Here is a 23,328-nt window from a genome sequence, read left to right on the forward strand (position 1 = left end):
GAAGGTTAATCGATCACAAGATCGAGAGACGCAATCGGCAATGTTTCGGGGCGCCCCGGCATCGGTTCGGCCGGCACCCAGGGCCTGTCGCCGCGCCAGTCGCGGTCGCTGCGGCGTGTCGCGCCTTCCCGCTGAAGCCAGACCGCCTGGGCGCCATCCCGCCACATGTCGAAACGGTCCAGCGTTGGACCGCAGCGCCCCGCCACCGGTGCCACCGCAACAATCATGGCGACCGTGCCGCAGGCGTCGCCCGGCGCCAGGGACGGGCTGCGCTGGCCGCGCGGCATTGGCGGCGACCGCAGCAGCAGCGCCCCCACGCCATCCGGATGCGGCCGGAAGCGGCAGGCGCCGGGCGTGCAGGCAATGGCGCCGCCGGCCACCTCCCCCCGGTCCGGCAGGTCCTGCCCTGTCTCCGCGCCCAGAGCGCGCAGCATGTTCTCCCGCACGAAGGCGCGGGCGCCGGGCAGGCGGTGCAGATACACCCCCTCCCCGGTCCGCAGCGCCACCAGCCGCGCATCGGCAGAGACCAGCAGGTCCGGCGGCGGGCTGAGCTGGCCGCCGGCCAGCCCGGCCAGGATCACCGGTACGGCCGGCAGGCGCAGCGCGCCCCGCCAAAGGCACAGCCAACAGAAGCCGATGCCCGCCAGCGCCAAGCCCCATGCCGGCAGCGGCGGCAGCGCGGGCGCCGCGCCGGGCCAGCCGGCGACCGTCCCCGCCGCCAGCAGGATGCCCTCCACCCCCCAGCCCATGACCCGGAGCGGCCATTCCGAGAGACCGAGCGGCAGGGCCAGCATGGCGACCAGCCCCGCCGGCATCACCAACAGCGAGGTCAGTGGCACCGCCACCGCATTGGCCAGGATGCCGAACAGTTGCAGCCGTCCGAAATGGTGCAGCCCGATCGGTGCCGTGGCCGCCCCCGCCAAAGCCGAGGTCAGCACCAGCCCGAGCCCGAACAGCATCGGCCGGCGCCACCAGGCCGGCCGGCCGCGCAACCGCGCCAGGGCGGGCCGCAACGCGTCATGCCCGGCCACCAGCGCCAGCACCGCCGCGAAGGACATCTGGAAGGACGGGCCGAGCAGCTCCGCCGGCGCCACCGCCAGCACCAGCGCGGCCGCGATGGCCAGGGCGCGCAGCGTCAGCGCCCGTCTCCCGGCCAGCAGCGCCAGCGTCACCAGCGCGGCCATGGCCAGGCAACGCTGCATCGGCACCTGCGCCCCGGTCAGCAGCATGTAGAAGGCCCCCGCCCCCAGGGCGCCCAGCGCCGCCAGCGCCTTCACCGGCAGGCGCAGCGCCAGGAAGGGGACCAGCGCGAGGCTGAAGCGCAGCACCGCGAAGACCAGCCCCATGACGATGGTCATGTGCAGGCCCGAGACGGCGAGCAGATGCGCCAGCCCGGAATCGCGCATCGCCGCCATGGTGGCGGCCGGAATGGCGCTGCGCGTGCCGGTCATCAGCGCCGCGGCGACGGCACCCGCCGCGCCCGGGATCGCCGCCGCCACCTCCCGCTCCAGCCGCACCCGCAGCCCGGCCAGCCAGGCTGTGCCGGCCGGGCCCGGCGACAGCGCCGCCGGCCCCAGCGCGAAGCCCGATCCGCCGAGGCCGGAGAACCAGGCGGCGCGCTGGAAGTCGTAGCCGCCGGGCACCACCGGCGACCCCGGCTCCCGCACCAGGGCGCGCAGGCGGATCCGGTCGCCGGGCATCGGCTCGGCCGGATCGGTGGCGCGCAGCCGCAGGCGCAGATGGCGCGGCAGCGGCGGCCCGTCATCGAGGCGCGGCGCGCCGATCGTCACCCGGCGACCCTCCGGCAGGCGCTCCACCACCGTGACCACGCCCTCCACCACCACGGCGCCGAAGGGCAGTGCCAGCGCGGCGGGCTGCCGGGTGGCGTGGAAGGCGCCCAGGCCCGCGCCGAGCAGCAGCGCGGCCAGCAGCCCGACCCCCCAGCCCATCAGCGGCCAGCGCCGTGCAAGTGCCAGGGCCAGCGCGACCAGGGGCGGCACCAGCCAGAGCGGCTGCGTCACCGGCTCCTCCGCCAGGCTGAAATACCACAGCACGCCGATGCCCATGGCGACCGCCAGCCAGGGCGCGAAGCGGCCATGCTGCGTGCCGGCAAGCCCCGCCAGCGCGGCCGCGACCCGCGCGGCCACGCCGCCGGGCACCGAGGGGGAAATGGCCAGGGACATCTCAACCCATGGTGGGGTCATCCTGCCGCCACCGCAACGGAGACCTGTCGCCCGCGCTTTGGCGGCCAGGGCGATCCGCGCTAGACAGGCAGGCCATCACTCCCCTGTCCAGGACACGGAACACCATGTCGGTCCGCACGCGCTTCGCGCCCTCGCCCACGGGCTATCTGCATATCGGTGGCGCGCGCACCGCCTTGTTCAACTACCTGTTCGCCCGCCACCATGGCGGCCAGTACCTGCTGCGCATCGAGGACACCGACAAGGCGCGCAGCACGCAGCAGGCGGTGGACCAGATCCTCGAAAGCCTGGACTGGCTTGGCCTGAGCCCGGACGAGCCCCCCGTCCTGCAGACCAGCCGCGAGGCCCGCCATGCCGAGGTGGCGCGGGAACTGCTGGCCGCCGGCAAGGCCTATCTCGCCTATGACACGCCGGAGGAGCTGGCGACGATGCGGGCGGAAGCGGAGGCCAGCAAGCGCCCCTTCAAATACGATGGCAGCCGCTGGATCGACCTCGACCCGAAGGATGCGCCGGCGCTTCCCGCCGTCATCCGCATCAAGGCACCGAGGGAGGGGGAGACGGTGGTGCCCGACCTGGTGCAGGGCGAGGTGCGCGTGGCGGCGTCCGAACTCGACGACATGATCATCCTGCGCTCCGACGGCACGCCCACCTATCTGCATGCCGTGGTGGTGGACGACCACGACATGGGCATCACCCATGTCATCCGCGGCGACGACCACCTGACGAACACTTTTCGGCAGTGCATGGTCTATGACGCGATGGGCTGGTTCCGGCCGCATTTCGCGCATATCCCGCTGATCCATGGCGCGGATGGCGCGAAGCTGTCCAAGCGCCATGGCGCCGTCGGTGCGCTGGAATTCGCCGAGCGCGGCTTCCTGCCGGAGGCGCTGTGCAACTACCTGCTGCGCCTCGGCTGGGGCCATGGGGATGAGGAGATCATCCCGCGCGACCGCGCCATCGAGCTGTTCGACCTCAAGGATGTCGGCCGCGCCGCCTCCCGCATGGACTACACCAAGCTGACCCATCTGAACGGCGTCTATATCCGCGAGGCGGATGACGACCGCCTGCTGCGGGAGGTGATGGCCCGCTACAGCCAGCGCGGCATCGGCTTCGGCACCGATGCCGCGGCCCGAATCCGCGCCCTGATGCCCGACCTGAAGGCGCGGGCGAAGACGCTGCTGGAACTGGCCGACGCGGCGATGTTCGCGGTGGCCGAGGGCGCGCCGGAGCCGGATGCGAAGGCCGCGGCGCTGCTGACGCCCGAGGCCCGCGAGCGCCTCGCCAATCTGGCGGAATTCCTGGCCGCGGCGCCGTGGGAGCGGGCGGATCTGGAGCAATGGCTGCGCGACTATGCCGAGGTGAAGGGCGTCAAGCTCGGCCAGGTGGCACAGCCGCTGCGCGTGGCGCTGACCGGCAGCACGCAGAGCCCGCCCATCGACGCGGTGCTGGTGGCGCTCGGCCGGGAAGAGTCGCTGGCGCGCATCACGGCGGCGGCCGAAGCCGCGATCTGACCCGGCAGGGTCCCCAGGCACGACGCCGGCCTTCACCCGGCGGCGTTCGTGCCCGGCCCATCGCTCAGCGCGGCACCACGATCCGGCAGGCGCGGGCCGTGGCCCGGGACAGCAGCAGCATCCGCCGCGCCGCCACCGCCCCGGTCGCGGCATCGCCGACGACGGAGGCGACCAGCGGGTTGGTCGTCACCGCCGTCACCGCCGCATTGATGGCGACATCGGCGGCGGCCACCGCCCCCGCCTCGAACAGGGTCCGCCGCAGCAGCTTCAGCGTGCCGAGCAGGCCGGGCCGCAGCCCGTGGATCGCCGCCACCTCCCGCACAAGCCGCAATCCGCGCCAGGCAATGAACAACCCATCCAGCGCCGGGGATGGCACGATGGCGGTGGCCGCCAGGGATTGCAGCGCGGCGGCCCGGCCGGCGGAGACGGCGGCGCGGTCCAGCGTCGCCAGCGGCCCGGCCTCCAGCAGCGCCAACAGTGTCGGCAGGTCCGGCGCCTTGCGCAGCGCGGGCAGCATGGCCTGCGCCTCCGGCAGGCGTGCCGCCCAGTCCAGCACGGCGGCGCGGCTGGCGGCGAAATCGCCACGCGCCACCGCCGCCCGGCCGCGCTCCACCGTGCCGAGGCCGGCCAGGCCGCGCAGTTCGCGCAGGAAGGCGGCTGCGATCAGCCCGTAGCCGGCCGTGGCCACGCCCAGCGTCAGCCAGCCAAGCCAGGGCGCCCGGATGAACTGGTCCGCGACATAGCCGCCGACATCGATGGCGGAGAGGCCCAGCAGCAGCACGGCAATGCCGCCGGCAGCCAGGCTCACCGCCGACCAGGCCCCGCGTGGTGGCGGCGGTACGGCCACTGGCGCCACGGCCTGGTCCCAGCCGAAATCGAGCCGCGGCGCGGGCGCGAGCGACTCCTCCGTCAGAATGCGCGGGCCGCGCGGCGCATCGCTCACAGCAGGTCTCCGATCAGGGATGCCAGCATCCGGTCCAGGCCGAGATGGGGCATCCCGGCCAGCCCGTCACCGGCCAGGCGCGGCGGGCGGAAGACCGGCATGCGGAATTCGCCGCTGCGCCAGAAATCGTGACCCGGTCGGCGGTCCGGCACCTCCCCGGGATAGATCCTTGCGCTGCGCCCGCCTTCCAGCAGCACGCCGCGCACCGCCTGCACATCGCGCCCATCGACGCGGGCCATGTCGTCCTGGGTGCAGCGGAGGGAGGCGATGGCGTGGACGGAGGTGGTGGCCGCCCCCGGCCCCGCCGTGCCCGGCCCGATCAGATCGCCCAGCAGCCCGACCAGCGCGTCGCGCGACCCGGCCGGCACATGGTCCGCCTTGGTGGCGGCGAAGCCCACATGCTGCACGCCCTGCCCGGTCAGCAGGTTCAGCCAGCCGCCGCCGCGCCGCAGCGCCTGGGCGATGGCCGAGAGCGCCGCGGCGGTGTCGTCGAAGGCTTCCTCCCCGGCATGCAGCGCGCCCAGCGCATCCACCAGAACGGCCTGGCGGCGGAAGCGGCGGAAGAAGGGTTCGAAGAAGGCGGTGCGCTGATCCGCCAGATAGGCGGTATGGCGCCGCGCCAGCAGCCGGCCAAGATCGCCCATCTCCCCACTCGGCAGCGGGAAGAACCACAGCAGCGGCGCCTCCCCGCGCGGCCCCGGATTCAGCGCGCGCCCGGGCTGGAGGAAACGAAAACCCAGCTCGTCCCGGCAGCGCAGCAGCGCCGCGCGGTACAGACGAAAGCCCTGCCGGGCCAGCGCCTCGTCATCCCGCGCCTGGGCCGGCAGCGCATCGACAAATTGCAGAAAATCCGCCGCCGCCGCGGCCCGCCGCCCCTGCCGCAACCGCGACAGGGTCTGGCGCGACCAGTCGCTGTAGGACTGGTCCAGCATCGGCAGGTCCAGCAGCCATTCGCCCGGATAGTCCAGCAGTTCGAGCGTGACGCGGCGTTCCCCCGCCACCCAGCCGCGCGCCTGGCCGAGCCAGGAGGCCGGCGCCAGGTCCAGCGCGATCTCCAGGGTGGAGAGGTCCTCGGTGCGTTCCGGCCAACGCGGCGGGTCGGCGGCCAGCGCCTCCAGATGCGCGGCCGCGTCGAAGCGCGGCGTCGCCTCGATGCCCGGCGGCACCAGCCGCGCCCGGCGCAGCCGGTTGCCGGAGGCGGCGGCCAAGGCCGGCAGGGTATTCACCCCTGCCCCGGCCGCCAGGAGATTGGCCACCAGGGAGGTCAGGAACACCGTCTTGCCAGCCCGGGAAAGGCCGGTGACGGCCAGTCGCACCCTCTCCCGCCCCGCCAGCGCCCGCGCCGCATCCGTCATGCCCGCGAGGGCATCCTCCAGCGGCGTCAGGATCGCCATGACCCGGCGGCTACTTCCGCTCGATCAGCTCGATCTTGTAGCCGTCCGGGTCCTCGACGAAGGCGATGACCGTGGTGCCGAATTTTACGGGTCCCGGCTCCCGGGTGATCTTCGCCCCGCCGGCGCGCAGCTTGTCGCAGGTGGCGTAGATGTCAGGCACGCCGACGGCCAGGTGGCCGAAGGCGTTGCCCATCTCATACTGCTCGGTGCCGTAGTTGTAGGTCAGCTCCACCACGGCGGCGCCGGTCGATTCCTCGGCATAGCCCACGAAGACCAGCGTGTACTTGCCGTCCGGCACGTCGCGTCGGCGCAGTTCCTTCATGCCGAGCAGCTTCGTGTAGAAATCCACGCTGCGGTCGAGATTGCCGACGCGGATCATGGTGTGCAGCAGCGAGCCCTGGCTCATGCGTTCTCTCCTTGGTTCAAAACCTGGTCGGCATCCATCGCCAGCAGGAACAGCCCCGCGGCGTTGGCCTCCGATATGGTGACGTCGCGGTCGAGAACGATGGTGCCGACATGACCGTTCCGCGCCTCTACCGCCACGCCGCGCAGCCCGGCGGCGGCGGCGGCGCGGATGGTGTCCGGCCCGATCACGGGCAGGTCGACAAGCTTGCTCTGGGAGGGTTTCACCAGCTTCACCAGCACCCCGCCCGGGCCTTCCCGCGCCAGATCGGCGCAGCGCGCCAGCATGGCATCGGTGCCCTCGATGGCCTCCACCGCCAGCACCAGCCCCTGCTGCACCACGCAGCCCTGGCCGGCATCGGCCTGGCCAAGCTGCCGCGCGACGGAAATGCCGCGCCGGATATCGGCCATGGCATCGGCATCCGGCCGGGCGCGGGTCGGGCAGCCGCCCTCGATCAGCAAATCGGCAAACACCTGCTGGGCGCCGAGGGGATCGAAGCCCTCCTCCCGCAGCACATCGACCACGGCGCGGAGCAGCGCGTCGTCGCCGCCGAAGATCGCCTTGCGGCCCACCTTGGCCGCCAGCCGCACCCCTTCCCCATCCAGCCGCAGCGAGAGGAAGGAGGGGCGCTTCACCCGGCCGGCCAGCACCAGTTGCCGCACGCGGTTGCGCCGCAGCGCCGCGAACAGCGCGCCGACGGCACCCAGCCGCACCACCTCATGCGGCCAGGCCGTGAAATCGCGCGGATCGGCGAAGCCCTCGATCAGTGCGGCGAAGACGGGGCGTCCGGCCCGGCTGGCGGCATCGGCGACGCGCAGCGGCATCACCCCGCCGCCGGCGATCAGGCCGAGCGGCTCCGGCGCCGTCACGAAGCCTCCCCGCCTTCGTCCTCCTCCGTCACCCGGCCGAAGGGGATCAGGCCGTGGCGGCCGCGGTTGCGGGCGAAGGCGAGCATTTCCTCGACCAGCGCATTGCCGGGATGGGCCGCGGCCACCGCCGCGATCGCCTCATCCGGGCGGCCGCCGCGATAGAGGTCGTGCACCGCGCGCGCCACCGTCACCACCTGTTCCTTGCTGAGGCCAAGGCGCCGGCGCATGGCGATGGTGTTGAGACCCGCCAGCTTGGCGCGATAGCCCTTGGCGCGGCCATAGGGCAGCACGTTGCGCTCCACCCCCGACATGCCGGCGACCATCGCCATGCGGCCGATGCGGACGAACTGCTGGATGGCGGCGCCGCCCTGCACCACGGCGAAATCGCCGATCTCGACATGGCCGGCGAGCATCACGTTGTTCACCAGGATCACGCCATCGCCGATGCGGCAGTCATGCCCGACATGGGCGACGCACATCACCAGCCCGTCGGCGCCGATCCGGGTGACGCCGTCGCCGCCGGTGCTGCCGCGATGGATGGTGGCGTGTTCGCGAATCTGCGTCCGCGCGCCGATCACCACGGAGGTCGGCTGGCCCTTGTACTTCAGGTCCTGCGGCGGCAGGCCGATGGTGGCGAAGGGAAACACCTTCACCCCGGCGCCGAGATGCACCCGGCCATCCAGCACGACATGGGCGACCAGTTCGACACCCTCATCCAGCACCGATTCGGCGCTGACGACGCAGCCCGGGCCGATGCGGCAGCCTGCGCCGATCTGGGCCCCGGCCGCCACATGGGCAGCGGGGTGGATGAAGGCTGGCATGGGTTCGGCATCCACCTGGAGGACGGCTTCGCTCACTTGTCGAGGATCATGGCGGCGTAGGACGCCTCGGCCACCACCTTGCCGTCCACCTTCGCCTCGGCGGTGAACTTCCAGATGTTGCCGCGCTGCTTTTCCTTGACGACATGCACGCGCATCTGGTCGCCCGGCACCACCGGCTTACGGAACTTGGCGCTGTCCACGGTCATGAAATAGACCAGCTTGCCCTGCGCCGAGGGTCCCAGCGTTTCCACCACCAGCACGGCGGCGGTCTGGGCCATGCTCTCGATGATCAGCACGCCCGGGAAGACCGGGTGCTGCGGGAAATGGCCCTGGAAGAAATTCTCGTTGATGGTGACGTTCTTGATGCCGACGGCGGAGACATTGGGGACGATGTCCACCACCCGATCGACCAGCAGGAAGGGAAAACGATGCGGGATCGCCTGCATGATGCGGGCGATGTCATAGGGTTCCACCGTTGCGGCCGGTGTGTTCTCGGGGCTCGAATCCATCGTCCTGTCTTCCGTTGGCACCACTGAAAATCGAATGAAAATCGACCTGGGGCGCAGTCAGCCCGGGCGGCCGGCAGGCTTGGCCAGGCGGCGCAGGGTGGCGAAGGCACGCAGGGTCTCCCGCATCGGCCAGGCCGGCGACCCGCCAACCACCTCGCTTACCCCAACATCGGACATCACCCCGGACTGGGCCGCGATCTGGGCCCTGTCACCGATCTCAAGATGACCGGCGGTGCCGGACTGCCCGCCCATCTGCACCCCATGGCCAAGATGGGTGGAGCCGGCGAGGCCGACCTGGGCGACCAATACGCAACCCTTCCCAGTGCGGACATTGTGGCCGATCTGGACCAGATTGTCGAGGCGCGTGCCCGCGCCCAGCACCGTATCCGTCTGGCTGCCGCGATCGACGCAGGCATTGGCGCCCACCTCCACCGCATCCTCCAGGATCACGCGGCCAAGCTGGGGCATGGTCTCGAACCGGCCTTCCGGGGTGACCGCGAAGCCGAAGCCTTCCTGGCCGGTGCGCGCCCCGGGGTGCAGCACCACGCCCCGGCCGGCGATGGTGTGGCTGAGGCTGGCATGGGCGCCGATGCGGCAACCCTCCCCCAGCACCACGCCGGCGCCGATCACGGCATGCGGGCCGATGATGCAGCCCGGCCCGATCTCCGCATCCGCCTCGATCACCACGAAGGGGCCGATCTCGCTGCCGGCGCCGATGCGGGCGGTGGGATCGATGACGGCGGTGGGGTGGATGCCCGGCCGTGCCGATGGCACCGGATGCAGCGCCCGGGCGATGCGCCCGAAGCCGAGATAGGGCTGCTTCGTGACGATCGCGACCCGCCCCTCGGGCAGCCGCGCCAGCAGTTCCGGTGCGATGACAATGGCCGCCGCCTGGCTGTCCAGCGCCTGCGGCAGGTAGCGCCGGTTGTCGAGGAAGCTGACCTCCGCCGCGCCTGCGGCCTGCAGGGGACCGACACCGGTGATGCGCAGGGCGGCATCGCCGCCCCGCAATTCGCCACCGGCCAGGGTCGCGGCCTCGGCCAGGGTCAGCGCGGACCCCGCCGGGAAGAAGCGGGGATCCGCCGCCATTGGCTCAGTTCCGTCGCGCGGGCGCTGCCGGGGCGGGCGGCGGCGGCGGCGGAGGGGCATCGCCGGCCGGCGCGGCGGCGGGCGCGCCGGCGGCGGGGGCCTCGGTCGGCGCCGCGCCCTCGGCCGGCAGGTTCACGCTGCGCAGCACGCGGTTCATCTGCGCGGAGATCTCATCCGTCAGGTCGAAGCCGCTGTCGTTGAAGATGACCAGCGGCCGCGGCAGCACGATGTTCACACCGCGGGAGGCCGCGACCTGCCGGATGACGGCCCCCAGCGCCTGCTCGATCTGCTGGAGCCCGGCCTGCGCCGCCTGGTCGATGGCCCGCGACCGGTCGCGGAAGATCCGCTGCGCATCGGTGATCCGCTCCTGCAACTCCCGCTCACGCTGGCGAAGCTGCTCGGGCGGCGCGGTGGCGCGGGCGGCGGCCAGGGCCTGCTGCTCCTCCCGCCACCGGCCCTGCTCGCGCTGGAGATCCTCGTTCAGCTTGGCGCGGCGCCGCTCGATCTCCTCCCGCACCTGGTTGAAGGCGGCGGAGAGGCGCTGCACCTCGGGGATATCCACGATGGCGATGACCGGCGCCGGTGTGCGCTGGCCGGCCGCCGGCGCCTGGGCCGGGCGCTGGGCGGGCGGCCGCTGTGCCGGGCGCTGCTGCTGCTGCGCCTGTCCCTGCGCCGGCGGCACGAACCATTGCTGGCCCTGCTGCTGCTGGGCGGAGGCCGGACCGATCAGCAGCAACGGAGGGGCGAACAGCAGGGAGGCCGCGAGGAAATGGCGCAGACGCATGGGTCGATAATCCCGAATAGTGCTCAGAAGCGGGTGCCGAAGCCGAAACGCACGAGCTGCGTCTCGTCGTAGGACTCCTTCACCACCGCCTGGGCGATGTCGATGTTGATCAGACCGACCGGCGTGCGCCAGGAAATGCCGACACCCGCACCGACGCGGGGCGAGGTGTCATCCTGCACGCCCGGGCCGGAGACCGGCGTGCGCGACAGCGAGCCGACATCGACGAAGGCGCGGCCGATCAGCCCGATCTCGGAGGGCAGCGGCAACGGGAAGCGCAGCTCGGTGGTCTGGGTCCAGATCAGGCGCCCGCCGAGCGGATCGTCCGAGGAATTGTTGGAGGTATCGCGCGGCCCCGCACCGGCCAGCGCGAAGCCGCGCAGATTGTCGCCGCCCAGGAAGAAGCGGTCGATGATTCGTTCCGGCCGGTCGCCCCAGGGGGTGAGCAGGCCGACGCCGGCCTGCAGCGCCAGCACATAGTCCGAGCTGCCGAGATAGCGTTCCAGCGGCACATAGCCCGCCACGTCGCCGCGCCAGCGCACATAGGCGACATCGCCACCGAGGCCCGCAACATCCGTGCCGATGCGCGCGATGAAGCCGCTGCGCGGCTCGATCCGGCTGTCGCGCACGTCATAGGACAGGGTGGTGCCGACCTGCGACAGCAGGGTCACGCCGGTCTGTTCCTGGATGAAGCGGCTGGCATCCGCCTGCACGTCGAAGACGTCGCGCTGCACCAGGCTGTAGGACCAGTTCTGCCGGACCCGCTCGTTGAATTCGTAGCCGGCGCGCAGCACGACGCCGACGCGCTTTTCCGAATAGCTCGACGTGTCCTGAAGGTCGCGGGTGATGTAGAAAAGATCGACGCCGGCCGCCAGGTTGCGGTCCAGGAAGGCCGGATCGGTGACGGAGAAGTCAACCTGCGTGCGGCGCTGCGCCAGCAGGGTCTGCAGGCGCGCATCGATGCCGGTGCCGAGGAAGTTGCGTTCCCGCACGCCAAAGTCGGTCAGCAGGCCGGCATCGGTGGAGAAGCCGCCGCCCAGCGAGATTTCGCCGGTCGGGCGTTCCGTCACCGTGGTCTGCAGAACCGTACGATCCGGTGCGGAGCCGGGCTGCACATTGATCTCGGCACCGCCGAAATAGCCGAGGTCGCGGATGCGCTGGCGCGAGCGCCGCACCTGGGCGGCGTTGAAGGCATCGCCCTCCGCGATGCGGAATTCGCGGCGAATCACGCGATCCGCGGTGCGGCTGTTGCCGGTGATGTCGATGCGCTCGACATAGGCGCGGGTGCCCTCGGCGATCTCGAAGGTCACATCGACGCGCCGGTTTTCCCGGTCCCGGGCGACCCTGGGCCGCACCTCGACGAAGGGCACGCCGCGCAGGCCGACCGCATCGGACAGCGCCTCCACCGAGCGCTCCACCGCATCGCCATCATACCAGTCGCCCTCGCTGACCGAGAGTTCCCGGCGCAGCGATTCGGGCTCGACGCCCCGCAGCGTGCTGGTGATCTCCGCCTTGCCGACGCGGTAGCGCGGCCCCTCGTCGATCGTATAGGTCACGAAGAAGCCGCTGCGATCCGGCGCCAGCTCGGCGACCGCGCCGGTGATCTGCACATCGGCATAGCCCTGGCGCAGGTAGTACCGGCGCAGCAGCTCGCGGTCGAAATTCAGCCGCTCCGGGTCGTAGATGTCGGAGGTGGAAAGAATGCGGTACCAGGCCTGCTCCCGCGTCGCCACCACGTCGCGCAGCCGGCGGTCGGAATAGGCGGTGTTGCCCACGAAGCTGATACGGCTGACCAGCGCCGCTTCGCCCTCCGTGATCTCGAACACCACATCGACCCGGTTCTGGTCGAGCTGGATGATCTTCGGCTCCACCCGCGCCGCGAAGCGGCCGCGGCGGGCATAGAGGTCGAGGATGCGCTGGCGGTCGGCCTGGGCGGCCTGCGGGGTGAAGACGGCGCGGGCGCGCAGCGTCACCTCCGGTGTCAGCACGTCGTCGGAGACCTTGCTGTTGCCCTCGAAGGCCACCCGGTTGACGATCGGGTTCTCCTCCACCGTCACGCGGATCCGGTCACCGTCGCGGGCCACCGCCACGTCCCGGAACAGGCCGGTGGCGAACAGCGTGCGCAGGCTGCGGTCGAGCCGGTCGGCGTCGAAGGGGTCGCCCGGCTGCAACAGCATGTAGGATCGGACGGTTTCCGCCTCGATCCGCTGGTTGCCGGTGACGTCGATGCCACGCACCACCCCGGAAGCCGGGGCGGTGGCGGCGGCGGGGGCGCGCGGCCCACGGGTCTGCGCCACGGCATCCAGCGCGAGGCTGACCGGGACGAGGCAGGTGGCAGCGAGCAGAAGAAGCCGGTTGGCGACCAAGTGGTGTATTCCCCGGGGGGCTGCGTAAGGCGGCGGAGACTACCCGAGCGGTCGGGGTGCCGCCACCCCCGGCGTCCCATGACCCCGGTTGGTGAGGATCACAGTCGCGCCCAAAAGCGGCCGAACCACGGCAAATCGGGCCGCGCAGTCACTCTTCTTCACGCGGGCTGCGGTCCCGGTCAGGTAACCCGCTGTTTCAAAACGGGTTTGGGCTGGTGCGTTCGATCACCCAAAAAGATTCGTCGCCCAGCGAACGACGCCAAGCTGCGACAGGTCGTTCCAGGTGGCGAAGACGAACAGCGTGATCAGCAGCGCGAATCCGGCGCGGAATCCATATTCCTGCGCGCGTGGCGGCAGCGGCCGGCCGCGGATTGCCTCCGCCGCGTAGAACATCAGGTGCCCGCCATCCAGCACCGGGATCGGGAACAGGTTGATCAGCGCCAGATTCACCGACAGCACCGCCATGAAGGAGATCAGGCTGGCGATGCCGAGTTCGGCCACCTGGCCGGACATCTGCGCGATTCGCAGCGGCCCGCCCAGTTCCTCCGCCCCGCGGCCGCCGGCGATCATCTGCCACACCGCGCCCAAAGTCTGCTTCGTGATATCCGCCGTCTGCACCGTGCCGGCCCAGAGCGCGCTGAAGGGGTCGAGGCGCTGGAATTCGGTGGCCGCGGCACCGACGCCGAGCACGCCCACCGTCGTCTCCCCGCTGGTCCGCGCCGCCGGCGTGGCGGTGACCACGCGCTCCTGCCCCTCGCGCTGCACCGTCACCGCCACGGGCGTGCCGGCACGCGGCTGGATGTGGCGCTGCACCTCCTCGAAGCGGGTCACCTGCTGGCCATCGAGCGCCAGGATGCGGTCGCCCGGCAACAGGCCCGCACTGGCGGCGGCGGAGCCTTCCTGCACGGTGCCGATCGCAGTGGTGGCCGCGGGGCGGCCGACCGTCATGTACAAGGCGCCGAACATCAGCGCGGCGAGCACGAAATTGGCCAGCGGGCCGGCGGCGACGACGATGGCGCGGTCGCCGACGGACTTTTCATGGAAGGTCTGGCCGGGGCGCCAGGTGGCGCGCACCTCGTCCGGCACATCCTCCGGCTGTTCCTGGCCGTGCAACTTCACATAGCCGCCCAGCGGCAGCCAGCCGATGCGCCATTCGGTGCCCTGCCGGTCGGTCCCGGTGGCGATCGCCCGGCCGAAGCCGACCGAGAAGCGCTCGACATATACGCCGCGCCAGCGGGCGGCGAGGTAGTGGCCAAGCTCGTGGAAGAAGACCAGCACGCCGAGCACGACGATGAAGGACAGGATGGTGCGAAAGGGTTCGGGCAGGATGTCCAAGACGGTCTCCAGCGGCGCCAGGCGCCTTGATCTTCAATCGGGTCGCCGGGACCCGGACAACCTCAGCCTACCGCGGCGCGCCCCAGGGCGTGGCCCAGCGCCGCATGCCGCGCAGATTGGTCGAGCGCCAGGATATCCTCCAGCGTCTCGGCTCGCGGCGCCATGAGGCCTTCCAGCGTCTCCGCCACCACCGCGGCGATGTCGAGGAAGCCGAGTCGGCGGTCCAGGAACAGACCCACCGCCACCTCATTCGCCGCATTCAATATAGTCGGCGCGCCACCCCCCGCCTGCAAGGCCTCCCGCGCCAGGCGGAGGGCGGGGAAACGCAGCGGATCCGGCGCGGCGAAATCCAGCCGGCCGAGGCTGGCGAGGTCGAGGCGCGGGATGGCCACCTGAAGCCGCTTCGGCCAGGCCAGGGCATGGGCGATGGGCGTGCGCATATCCGGCGTGCCGAGCTGCGCCAGCAGCGAGCCGTCGCGGAACTGCACCAGGCCGTGCACGGCCGATTGCGGATGCACCAGCACCTCGATCCGCGATTCCGGCACCGGGAACAGGCGCGCCGCCTCGATCAGCTCCAGCCCCTTGTTCATCATGGTGGCCGAATCGACGCTGATCTTGGCGCCCATCGACCAGACCGGATGGCGCACCGCCTGTTCCGGGGTGACGGCGGCCATCTGCGCCCGGCTCCACTCCCGGAAAGGGCCGCCGGAGGCTGTGAGGATGATCTTCTCCACCCCCGCCGGATCCTGGCCATCGAGGACCTGGAAGATGGCGTTGTGCTCGGAATCGACCGGCAGCAGGGTGGCGCCGCCCTGGCGCGCGACCGCCAGCACCAGCTCCGCCGCGCAGACCAGGCTTTCCTTGTTGGCGATCGCCAGCGTGCCGCCGCGGGCCAGCGCCACCAGGGTCGATCGCAGCCCGGCGGCGCCGACGATGGCGGCCATGGTCCAGTCCGCCGGCCGCGCGGCCGCGTCCTCCACCGCCGCCCGCCCCGCCGCGACCGCGATGCCGCTGCCCGCGAGCGCCGCCTTCAGATCCGCATAGGCGCCTTCATCGGCGACCACGGCAAGCCGCGCGCGATGGCGCAGGGCCTGTTCGGCCAGCGCGGAAAAATCCCGGTTGGCGACCAGCGCCTCCACCCGGAAATCCCCTGGCGGCGCGGCATCCAGCAGGGCCATGGTGGAGCGGCCGACCGAGCCGGTGCTGCCGAGGATCGTTACCGAACGCGTCACCAGCCCCATCCCCAAAGTGGCCGCCCCTGCCCCAGCATATAGGTCAGCAGTGCCGCCACGGGCGCCGCCGCCAGCACCCCGTCCAGCCGGTCCAGCAGCCCACCATGGCCGGGGATGAGAGAGGATGTGTCCTTGACGTTGAAATGGCGCTTTATGGCGGATTCCAAGAGGTCCCCGGCCTGCGAGGCGCAACTCAGCAGCAGCGCCACCGCGGCGATGGCGGCCGGCGCTGCGCCAGGCGTGAAGGCCAGCGCGCAGGCGCCACCAAAGACCAGCGCGGCGGCCAGCCCCCCAAGCGCCCCCGACCAGGTCTTGTTGGGGGAAATCGCGGGCGCGAGCTTCGGCCCGCCAAAGGCCCGCCCGGCCATATAGGCGCCGATGTCGGAGGCCCAGACCACCACGAATAGGAACAGCACATTGCCGCGCCCGGCCTCACTGTCATGCCGCAACTCGATCAGCGCCAGCCCGGCCAGCCCGATATACAGAACACCGAGCGCCAGCCGCCGCGCCGGCTGCGTGACGCCGGAGCGCCGCCCGCGCAGCGCCACGCCGATCCAGGTCGCGGCGAAGCCGGCCAGCAGCACCACAAGGCCCAGCCGCACCTGTTCCATTACCGCCAGCGCACCGGCGGCGAAGACCACCAGCGGCACGGAAAGGCCGGGGAAGACCCGGGTACGACGGCCGCAGAGATGCACCCATTCCCAGGCCAGCACCGCGACGGCCAGCGCCACCATGGCCGTGAAGCTCTCCGCGCCGAACCAGATGCAGGCCAGCGCCGCCGGCAGCAGCACGGCGGCCGAGAGCGCCCGTTTGCGCAGATCGATCCAGCGTTTCGCGTCGGCCTTGCCGGCTTGCTCCGTCATCCCCGGGTCCGCCGCGTCACGCGATCCGCAGGCCGAAGCGCCGGTCGCGGCGGGTGAATTCGCCAATCGCGGCCGCCAGATGCGTGGCGCCGTAATCCGGCCAGAGCACGTCCTGGAAGACGAATTCCGAATAGGCCGATTGCCAGAGCAGGAAATTGGAGATGCGCTGTTCCCCGCTGGTGCGGATGATGAGGTCGGGGTCCGGCATGCCGGCGGTGAACAGCATGCCGGCGAACAGCGCCTCGTCCAGCTTCGCCGGGTCGAGCGTGCCGGCGGCAACCCGCCGAGCGGCTTCCCGCGCCGCGGCGACGATCTCGCCCCGCCCGCCATAGGACAGGGCGATGTTCAGGTTCATGCGCGTGCCAGGGGCGGTGGCCTGCTCGGCCGCTGCGATGGCGCGCACGGTGTCGGGGCCGAAGCGCTCCCGCTCCCCCAGCACCCGCAGGCGGATGCCCTCCTTGACCAGGGTGCCGACCTCGGCGCGGAGGTAGACGCGCATCAACCCGGTCAGGTCGCGCACTTCCTCCACCGGCCGCTGCCAGTTCTCCGAGGAGAAGGCGAACAATGTCAGCCAGCCGACGCCGGCGACCGCCGCCGCCTCGATGGTCCGGCGTGCCGCCTCCGCCCCCGCCTTGTGGCCCAGCGCGCGCGGCAGGCCGCGGGCGGTGGCCCAGCGGCCGTTGCCGTCCATGATGATGCCGATGTGGCGCGGCGGCGCCGGCCCGTCCTGCCCCGCCTGCGGCCGGGCTTCAGTCATGCCGCCGTCCAGCGGCCTGGCTGCCGCGCTCATCGCCCGCCCATCCCAGCCGCAGCGCCTGACATCAGCTGGTCCGGATGTCCTTTTCCTTCTCCGCCAGCGTCGCATCGACCGTCTTGATGCTCTGGTCGGTCAGCTTCTGGATCTCGTCGGTCCAGCGCTTGGCGTCGTCCTGGCTGACCTCGGACTTCTTGTCCTTCTCCCAGCCCTTCACCGTCTCCATCGCGTCGCGCCGCACACCGCGCATGGCGACCCGCGTCGCCTCGGCGTATTTCGCCGCAGTCTTCACCAGGTCGTTGCGGCGTTCCGTGGTCAGCGGCGGCAGCGGCACGCGCACCACCTGACCCTCGGTCATCGGATTGAGGCCGAGGCCGGAATCGCGGATGGCGATCTCCACGGCCTTGACCACGGACTTGTCCCAGACCTGGACGGAAAGCAGCCCGGGGCCGGCCACCGAGATGTTGGAGACCTGCACCAGCGGCTGCACATTGCCATAGGCCTCGACGCGAATCGGCTCCAGAAGCGCGGGGCTGGCACGACCGGTGCGCAGGCCCTGGAACTCCTTCTTCATCGACTCCAGCGCGCCGTCCATGCGGCGCTGCAGCTCCTGCTTATACTCGGCGAAGTCGGCGGCCATGCCCGGATTCCCTCTCAAGCACTTTCAAGTCACGCGGATGCGCCAGACGACTCGGAAAATGCGGCAAACAATCGCTAGCATCTTAAGGTCGGGCGAATAGGCCTGACAGTTCGGAAAATGCGTCAAACAGCGGTCTATGGATCGATCACGGTGGTGAACTTGCCCTCGCCCTGCATGACGGCGGTGAAGGCACCTGGTTCGTGGATGTTGAAGACGACGATCGGCAGCTTGTTCTCCCGCGCCAGGCTGATCGCCGCGGCGTCCATCACAGCAAGGTCGCGGGACAGCACATCGAGATAGGTGATCGTCGTATAGCGTTCCGCATTCGGGTTCTTGCGCGGATCGGCGGAATAGACGCCATCGACCTGCGTGCCCTTCAGCAGCGCCTCGCAGCCCATTTCATTGGCGCGCAATGCCGCGGCGGTGTCGGTGGTGAAGAAGGGGTTGCCGGTGCCGGCGGCGAAGATCACCACCCGGCCCTTCTCCATGTGCCGCATGGCACGACGGCGGATGAAGGGCTCGCAGAGGCTGGCCATCGGGATGGCGGATTGCACCCGGGTCGGCACGCCCAGCTTCTCCAGCCAGTTCTGCATGGCCAGCGCGTTCATCACCGTGGCCAGCATGCCCATGGCATCGGCCTGGCTGCGCTCCATGCCTGCGGAGGCGCCGGCGACGCCGCGGAAGATATTGCCGCCGCCGATCACCATGCAGACCTCGACGCCCAGCGCCGTCACGTCCCGGATATCGGCCGCGATGTTCTTCAGCACCGCGATGTCGAGGCCATAGTCGCGGTCGCCCATCAGCGCTTCGCCGGACAGCTTGAGCAGGACGCGCTTGTAGAGAGGAGGTCTGCTCATTTTGTCCCGGGAATCCCGTTGGCTAACGTGGCGCAACATAAGCGGCGCATGATGGCAGCCGCAAGGCGAAGGCAGCGCCTGCCTCACAGCTGGGCCCGGAGGCCCTCACGCGCCGACGCACTGCTTCCAGGGCGGCCCGCCACTGTGGCGGACCTGCCCCTACCGCAGGCGGGCGATCAGCCCTTGGCGGCGGCGGCAACCTCGGCGGCGAAGTCGCTGGCCGCCTTCTCGATGCCCTCGCCCAGATGGAAGCGGGCGAAACCGGTCAGCTTGCCGCCGGCCTTCTTCACCACTTCCTTCACCCGGCTTTCGCCGTCATGCACCCAGACCTGCTCCAGCAGCACCACTTCCTCGTAGTACTTGCGGATGCGGCCCTCGATCATCTTCTCGATGATCTCCGGCTTCTTGCCGGAGGTCGCGGCCTGCTCGCGCAGCACCGCCTTCTCCCGCTCCAGCGCGGAGGGGTCGACGGCGGAGACGTCCAGCGCATCCGGGCGGGTCGCGGCGACATGCATGCCGATCTGGCGGCCCAGGGATTCCAGGGCCTCCAGCTCGCTCTCGGCCTCCAGCGCGACCAGCACGCCGATCTTGCCGAGACCCGGCTTCACCGCATTGTGCATATAGGTGGCGACGGTGCCCGACGGCACCCGCAGCACCTTGGCGCGGCGGATGGTCATGTTCTCGCCGATGGTGGCGATCAGGCGGGTCAGCTCCTCCTGCGTGGAGTGCGTGGTGCCCGGATAGGTCGCCGCCTTCAGCGCCTCGATATCGTCGCCCACCGACAGGGCAAGGCCCGCAACTTCAGACACGAAAGCCTGGAAGCTGTCGTTGCGCGCGACGAAGTCGGTCTCGGCATTCACCTCGACCATCGCGGCGACGGTGGGGCCGGAGGCGACGCCCACCAGGCCTTCCGCGGCGACGCGGCCGGACTTCTTGGCGGCGGCCGAAAGGCCCTTCTTGCGCAGCCAGTCGATGGCCGCTTCCATGTCGCCACCGGCTTCCACCAGCGCCTTCTTGCAGTCCATCATGCCGGCGCCGGTCTTCTCGCGCAGATCGCGCACCATCGCCGCGGTGATCTCGGCCATTTCGATCGTCCCCGTCCTACGAGTCACGGCCGCACCCGGGTCATCGCCGGGGCGGCATCAGGATATCAGGGGCCGGATGGCCACAGCGCATCCGGCCCGGGCCGCCCCCGCCAGGCGGGGGCGCCGCATGTCAGGCCGCCGGAGCGTCCTTCGCCGGTTCGGCTTCCGCCACCGGGGCAGGCGCGGCTTCGGCCGCCAGCTCGGCGGTCACTTCGGCCGCGACCTCTTCCGGCAGCACTTCGCTGATGTCCGGCAGCGCCTCGGCGGGCAGGTCCTCACGCGCGCCGAGATCGGCGCCGGAGGAGCCCAGCTCGGCGGAGATGCCATCCAGCACCGCGCCGGCGACGCTGTCGCAATACAGGTGGATGGCGCGGATCGCGTCATCATTGCCGGGGATCGGATAGGCGATGCCGATCGGGTCCGCATTGCTGTCCAGCACCGCGACCACGGGGATGCCGAGCTTGTTGGCCTCCTCGATCGCCAGCTTCTCCTTCACCGTGTCGATGACGAAGATGATGTCGGGCAGGCCGCCCATGTCCTTGATGCCGCCGAGCGCGCGGTCGAGCTTCTCGCGCTCCCGCGTCAGCATCAGGACTTCCTTCTTGGTCAGGCCCTGGATGTTGCCGGCCAGCTGCTCTTCCATCTGCTTCAGGCGCTTGATGCTGCCCTGGATGGTCTTCCAGTTGGTCAGCATGCCGCCGAGCCAGCGGTGGTTCACATAGTACTGGCCGCAGCGCGCGGCGCTTTCCGCCACATATTCCGCCGCCGCCTTCTTGGTGCCGACCAGCAGCACGCGGCCGCCGGCGGCCACCACGTCGCGAATGGCGCGCAGCGCGCGGTCCATCATCGGCACGGTCTGCTGCAGGTCCAGGATATGGACCTGGTTGCGCACGCCGAAGATGTAGGGCGCCATCCGGGGGTTCCAGCGGCGGGTGTGGTGGCCGAAATGCACGCCGGCTTCGAGCAGGCCGCGCAGGGTAACGTCGGGCATCGCCATGGGGCGGATCCTTTGACTTCCAGTGGTCCGGTTGAGCCTCCGCGCTGCCGCCCCCGCCCGTGAGACCGCGGGGTGGGGACCGGACCTTCGGGGTGGGACCCCCGGAAGGTGCATCGCGTGCGAATTTGCCGCCCCGAGGGATCACCCCGGACCGGCCGGCGCGATATGCCCCAGCCGCCGCCGCGCCGCAACCCCGGCGATTGGCCCCTTCCCTATCCTGGTCCGGCCCCTATCCTGCGCCCCCTATACCGAGACCAGACAATCCGGAGACAGCCCGCCCGCATGCGAATCCTGGTCGTCTCCCCCACGCCGAGCCATCCGCAGGATGCCGGCAACCGCGCGCGCATCCATGCCGTGCTGACAGGGCTGAAATCCGCCGGCCACAGCATCACGCTCTGCCTGCTGGACCGTGAGAAGGTCGCGGCGGAACATCTTGATTCCATGCGGCGGGACTGGGATGAGCTGATCCTCGTTCCGCATGATCGCGGCCTGGAAAAACCCAGCCTCGGCGGGCGCTTCGGCCTGGACGACTGGATCCAGCCGGCGCTGGAGGAGGCGCTGGTGGCACTGGCCGCGCGGCGCCCGGCCTTCGACATGGTGCTGGTGGAATACGTCTTCCTCAGCCGCGCCTTCACCTTCTTCCCCCAGCCCAACCTGCGCTTCCCCGCCCCGGTGCTGAAGGTGCTGGACACGCACGACCAGTTCGGCGGGCGGGACGATCACCTGCGCGCCATCGGCCTCGCCCCCTCCTTCTTCTTCACCACGGAGGCGGAGGAGGCGCGCGGCTTCGCCCGTGCCGACCTGGTGCTGGCGATCCAGGAGGAGGAGCGCCAGGCCTTCGAGGCCTATAGCCCCGCGCCAGTGCTGACCCTCGGCCACATCCCGGCCGGCGACCGCCCGCTTTTGCCGCCGCGCGCCCCGGATGGCCGATTCGTGATCGGCTACCTGGGCAGCGCCAATCCGATGAACACCCGCGCGCTGGACCGTTTCCTGGCGGCGTTGGACCTGCCGGCCCTGGCCGCCGCCGGGGCGGAGATCCGCGTCGCCGGCAGCGCGGCGCGGCATCTGGTGGCGGGTCCCGGCCTTGTGCCGCTTGGACTCGTCGCTGACCCGGACGACCTCTATGCCCAGGTCGACCTGGTGGTGAACCCGCATGAGGGCGGCACCGGGCTGAAGATCAAGACGGTGGAGGCGCTGTCCCGCGGCCGGCCGGTGATCGGCACGGCGGAGGCCTTCGCGGGGCTGGAGCCGCAGGCCGCCTGGCACGCCGCCGCCGATGCCCGCGCGCTGGCCGCCCTGGCGATGCGCGCGGTGGCGGAGCCGGCGTTGCGCGCCCGCATCGCCGAGGACTCCGCCCGGCTGTGGACCCGCTATGCGACCCAGGTCGCGGCTGAGCAGCGGCGCCTGGCCAGCCCTGCCGCGCTGCGCCACGCGGCGCTGCGTCCCCGCACCCTGCTGGTCACCGACCTGCGCTTCTGGGAGGAGCGGCTGGGCAACCACGCCCGCATCGCCGCCCTGGCCCGCGCCGCGCGGGCGGAGATGGACCTCGACCTGTTCTTCCTCGGCAGCATGTCGGAGGCGGAGCGGGCCCAGGCGCAGGCGCTGCTGGGTGGCCGCGCCCGGCTGTTTCCCACCGGCCCCCTGCCACCGACGCCGGATGCCAAGCTGCCGCGCGGCATGACGCCCTTCGAGCGGCGCTCCACCATCGCCTCCGCCCTGCCAATTTTCGCGCAGCACCTGGCGACGCACCCGCCCGATGCGGTGGTGTTCGAATACATCCGCCTGTCCTGGCTGCGCCACGCCATCACCCAGCCGGTGATGACCGTGATCGATACCCACGACATCATGTCGACGCGGGTTCGCAATTTCGACCATTTCGGCCGCCGGCATTTCATCCAGATCGGCGCGGCGGAGGAATTGCAGATCCTCTCCGCCTTCGACCTGATCCTGGCCATCCAGCAGGAGGAGTTCCGCTGGCTGGAGGCGCTGCTGCCGAACCGCGTGCTGATGGCGCCGCATGTGCTGCCGCCGGGCCGCCGCGCGTCCGGCAACGGCGATGACAAGCTGCGCATCGGCTTCATCGGCGGCGACAGCCCGATGAACCGGGACGGGCTGGCCTGGCTGCTGGACCAGGTCTGGCCGGCCGTGGCGCCGCTCGGGGCGGAACTGCATGTGGCGGGCGAGGTCTGCACCGCCATGCCGGTGGGCCGCGCGGGCGTCGTCCTGCATGGCAGCGTGGAACGGCCGGAGGATTTCCTCGCCACCCTCGATATCGGCGTGAACCCGGTGTTCTACGGCGGCGGGCTGAAGATCAAGACCGTCGAATACCTCTGCCACGGCCTGCCCAGCGTGCTGACGGCGGAAGCGCTGTACGGCATCTCCGGCGGGGCCGGCACCGCCTATCACCTGGCATCGGATCGTGGCGGCTTCGTCGCGGCGCTGGCGGAGCTGGTCCTGGACACGGCAAGGCGGGCGCGCATGGGGGATGCGGCGCTGGCCTTCGGCCGGCGGCATTTCGGTCCGGCGGCATTGGCGCCGGCCATGCGCAGCCTGGCGGGCCTGGCCCGCGGCGTGGCCCGCCCCATGCCACAGGCTCCGCTCGCGGCCTCAGCCCCGACAATGCCGAATCCGGTCGCGGCGGGTCCGGCCGCGTGACGCGACAGGCCTGGCGGGGACCG

The 23,328-nt window shown here is 71.1% G+C and carries 20 protein-coding genes; 2 read left to right on the top strand and 18 right to left on the bottom strand.

Annotation, left to right across the window (positions count from 1 at the left end):
• Positions 1–5 precede the first annotated feature (5 nt).
• Entirely contained in the window at positions 6–2,183 is a 2,178-nt protein-coding gene (locus JJQ90_RS25155; protein ID WP_216879054.1) for a ComEC/Rec2 family competence protein, read from the bottom strand.
• A gap of 125 nt (positions 2,184–2,308) precedes the next feature.
• Between JJQ90_RS25155 and gltX the strand changes: the two genes are divergently transcribed.
• Entirely contained in the window at positions 2,309–3,712 is a 1,404-nt protein-coding gene (gene gltX / locus JJQ90_RS25160) for a glutamate--tRNA ligase (protein ID WP_216879055.1), read from the top strand.
• A 64-nt stretch (positions 3,713–3,776) separates the two neighbouring features.
• Here the strand turns inward: gltX and JJQ90_RS27585 are convergent, their stop codons facing one another.
• From JJQ90_RS27585 to rpsB, 17 genes are all read right to left on the bottom strand, one after another.
• Entirely contained in the window at positions 3,777–4,655 is an 879-nt protein-coding gene (locus JJQ90_RS27585) for a DUF697 domain-containing protein (RefSeq protein ID WP_216879056.1), read from the bottom strand.
• Positions 4,652–6,049, bottom strand: coding sequence for a YcjX family protein (locus JJQ90_RS25170; RefSeq protein ID WP_216879057.1), 1,398 nt, complete (start codon positions 6,047–6,049; stop codon positions 4,652–4,654). The genes JJQ90_RS27585 and JJQ90_RS25170 overlap by 4 nt, the downstream gene beginning before the upstream one ends.
• Positions 6,050–6,059: 10 nt before the next feature.
• Entirely contained in the window at positions 6,060–6,455 is a 396-nt protein-coding gene (gene gloA / locus JJQ90_RS25175) for a lactoylglutathione lyase (protein WP_216879058.1), read from the bottom strand.
• Positions 6,452–7,321, bottom strand: a complete 870-nt coding sequence (locus tag JJQ90_RS25180; RefSeq protein ID WP_216879059.1) for an LpxI family protein — start codon at positions 7,319–7,321, stop codon at positions 6,452–6,454. Before JJQ90_RS25180 ends, gloA begins: the two co-directional genes overlap by 4 nt.
• Positions 7,318–8,178, bottom strand: a complete 861-nt coding sequence (gene lpxA / locus JJQ90_RS25185; protein WP_329959519.1) for an acyl-ACP--UDP-N-acetylglucosamine O-acyltransferase — start codon at positions 8,176–8,178, stop codon at positions 7,318–7,320. Before lpxA ends, JJQ90_RS25180 begins: the two co-directional genes overlap by 4 nt.
• Entirely contained in the window at positions 8,175–8,651 is a 477-nt protein-coding gene (gene fabZ / locus JJQ90_RS25190; RefSeq protein ID WP_216879060.1) for a 3-hydroxyacyl-ACP dehydratase FabZ, read from the bottom strand. The genes lpxA and fabZ overlap by 4 nt, the downstream gene beginning before the upstream one ends.
• A 57-nt stretch (positions 8,652–8,708) precedes the next feature.
• Positions 8,709–9,740, bottom strand: coding sequence for a UDP-3-O-(3-hydroxymyristoyl)glucosamine N-acyltransferase (lpxD, locus tag JJQ90_RS25195; protein WP_216879061.1), 1,032 nt, complete (start codon positions 9,738–9,740; stop codon positions 8,709–8,711).
• 4 nt (positions 9,741–9,744) lie between these two features.
• Positions 9,745–10,524, bottom strand: coding sequence for an OmpH family outer membrane protein (locus tag JJQ90_RS25200; RefSeq protein WP_216879062.1), 780 nt, complete (start codon positions 10,522–10,524; stop codon positions 9,745–9,747).
• A 23-nt stretch (positions 10,525–10,547) separates the two neighbouring features.
• Positions 10,548–12,887: an outer membrane protein assembly factor BamA gene (gene bamA, locus JJQ90_RS25205; RefSeq protein ID WP_216879063.1), complete on the bottom strand. Its 2,340-nt coding sequence runs from the start codon at positions 12,885–12,887 to the stop codon at positions 10,548–10,550.
• Positions 12,888–13,112: 225 nt separating this feature from the next.
• Positions 13,113–14,222, bottom strand: coding sequence for an RIP metalloprotease RseP (gene rseP, locus JJQ90_RS25210; protein WP_216879064.1), 1,110 nt, complete (start codon positions 14,220–14,222; stop codon positions 13,113–13,115).
• A gap of 62 nt (positions 14,223–14,284) precedes the next feature.
• On the bottom strand, positions 14,285–15,463 hold the full coding sequence (dxr, locus tag JJQ90_RS25215; protein WP_216879065.1) for a 1-deoxy-D-xylulose-5-phosphate reductoisomerase: 1,179 nt from the start codon (positions 15,461–15,463) through the stop codon (positions 14,285–14,287).
• Positions 15,451–16,317, bottom strand: a complete 867-nt coding sequence (locus JJQ90_RS25220) for a phosphatidate cytidylyltransferase (RefSeq protein ID WP_216879066.1) — start codon at positions 16,315–16,317, stop codon at positions 15,451–15,453. Before JJQ90_RS25220 ends, dxr begins: the two co-directional genes overlap by 13 nt.
• A 16-nt stretch (positions 16,318–16,333) precedes the next feature.
• Complete coding sequence (gene uppS / locus JJQ90_RS25225; protein ID WP_216879067.1) at positions 16,334–17,074, bottom strand: polyprenyl diphosphate synthase; 741 nt, start codon at positions 17,072–17,074, stop codon at positions 16,334–16,336.
• Between the two features lie 64 nt (positions 17,075–17,138).
• Positions 17,139–17,711: a ribosome recycling factor gene (gene frr, locus JJQ90_RS25230; RefSeq protein WP_216879068.1), complete on the bottom strand. Its 573-nt coding sequence runs from the start codon at positions 17,709–17,711 to the stop codon at positions 17,139–17,141.
• Positions 17,712–17,845: 134 nt separating this feature from the next.
• On the bottom strand, positions 17,846–18,568 hold the full coding sequence (gene pyrH / locus JJQ90_RS25235) for a UMP kinase (protein ID WP_216879069.1): 723 nt from the start codon (positions 18,566–18,568) through the stop codon (positions 17,846–17,848).
• A 176-nt stretch (positions 18,569–18,744) separates the two neighbouring features.
• Entirely contained in the window at positions 18,745–19,653 is a 909-nt protein-coding gene (gene tsf / locus JJQ90_RS25240; protein WP_216879070.1) for a translation elongation factor Ts, read from the bottom strand.
• Between the two features lie 130 nt (positions 19,654–19,783).
• Complete coding sequence (gene rpsB / locus JJQ90_RS25245; protein WP_216879071.1) at positions 19,784–20,650, bottom strand: 30S ribosomal protein S2; 867 nt, start codon at positions 20,648–20,650, stop codon at positions 19,784–19,786.
• A 282-nt stretch (positions 20,651–20,932) separates the two neighbouring features.
• Here rpsB and JJQ90_RS25250 point away from each other — a divergent pair, with 282 nt between their 5' ends.
• Positions 20,933–23,305 (top strand): glycosyltransferase, encoded by a 2,373-nt coding sequence (locus JJQ90_RS25250; protein WP_216879072.1) that lies wholly within the window; start codon positions 20,933–20,935, stop codon positions 23,303–23,305.
• Positions 23,306–23,328: the final 23 nt, after the last annotated feature.

The sequence above is a fragment of the Falsiroseomonas oleicola genome, assembly GCF_019029495.1.
GTDB lineage: Bacteria > Pseudomonadota > Alphaproteobacteria > Acetobacterales > Acetobacteraceae > Falsiroseomonas > Falsiroseomonas oleicola.

What these genes read in the sequence shown, in the direction of transcription:
- JJQ90_RS25250 (WP_216879072.1), top strand. Translation starts at nt 20,933, where the DNA reads ATGCGAATCCTGGTCGTCTCCCCCACGCCGAGCCATCCGCAGGATGCC.
- gltX (WP_216879055.1), top strand. Translation starts at nt 2,309, where the DNA reads ATGTCGGTCCGCACGCGCTTCGCGCCCTCGCCCACGGGCTATCTGCAT.
- JJQ90_RS25200 (WP_216879062.1), bottom strand. Translation starts at nt 10,524, where the DNA reads ATGCGTCTGCGCCATTTCCTCGCGGCCTCCCTGCTGTTCGCCCCTCCG.
- rpsB (WP_216879071.1), bottom strand. Translation starts at nt 20,650, where the DNA reads ATGGCGATGCCCGACGTTACCCTGCGCGGCCTGCTCGAAGCCGGCGTG.
- JJQ90_RS25155 (WP_216879054.1), bottom strand. Translation starts at nt 2,183, where the DNA reads ATGTCCCTGGCCATTTCCCCCTCGGTGCCCGGCGGCGTGGCCGCGCGG.
- JJQ90_RS25170 (WP_216879057.1), bottom strand. Translation starts at nt 6,049, where the DNA reads ATGGCGATCCTGACGCCGCTGGAGGATGCCCTCGCGGGCATGACGGAT.
- dxr (WP_216879065.1), bottom strand. Translation starts at nt 15,463, where the DNA reads ATGGGGCTGGTGACGCGTTCGGTAACGATCCTCGGCAGCACCGGCTCG.
- uppS (WP_216879067.1), bottom strand. Translation starts at nt 17,074, where the DNA reads ATGACTGAAGCCCGGCCGCAGGCGGGGCAGGACGGGCCGGCGCCGCCG.
- fabZ (WP_216879060.1), bottom strand. Translation starts at nt 8,651, where the DNA reads ATGGATTCGAGCCCCGAGAACACACCGGCCGCAACGGTGGAACCCTAT.
- gloA (WP_216879058.1), bottom strand. Translation starts at nt 6,455, where the DNA reads ATGAGCCAGGGCTCGCTGCTGCACACCATGATCCGCGTCGGCAATCTC.
- lpxD (WP_216879061.1), bottom strand. Translation starts at nt 9,740, where the DNA reads ATGGCGGCGGATCCCCGCTTCTTCCCGGCGGGGTCCGCGCTGACCCTG.
- JJQ90_RS25220 (WP_216879066.1), bottom strand. Translation starts at nt 16,317, where the DNA reads ATGACGGAGCAAGCCGGCAAGGCCGACGCGAAACGCTGGATCGATCTG.
- tsf (WP_216879070.1), bottom strand. Translation starts at nt 19,653, where the DNA reads ATGGCCGAGATCACCGCGGCGATGGTGCGCGATCTGCGCGAGAAGACC.
- frr (WP_216879068.1), bottom strand. Translation starts at nt 17,711, where the DNA reads ATGGCCGCCGACTTCGCCGAGTATAAGCAGGAGCTGCAGCGCCGCATG.
- pyrH (WP_216879069.1), bottom strand. Translation starts at nt 18,568, where the DNA reads ATGAGCAGACCTCCTCTCTACAAGCGCGTCCTGCTCAAGCTGTCCGGC.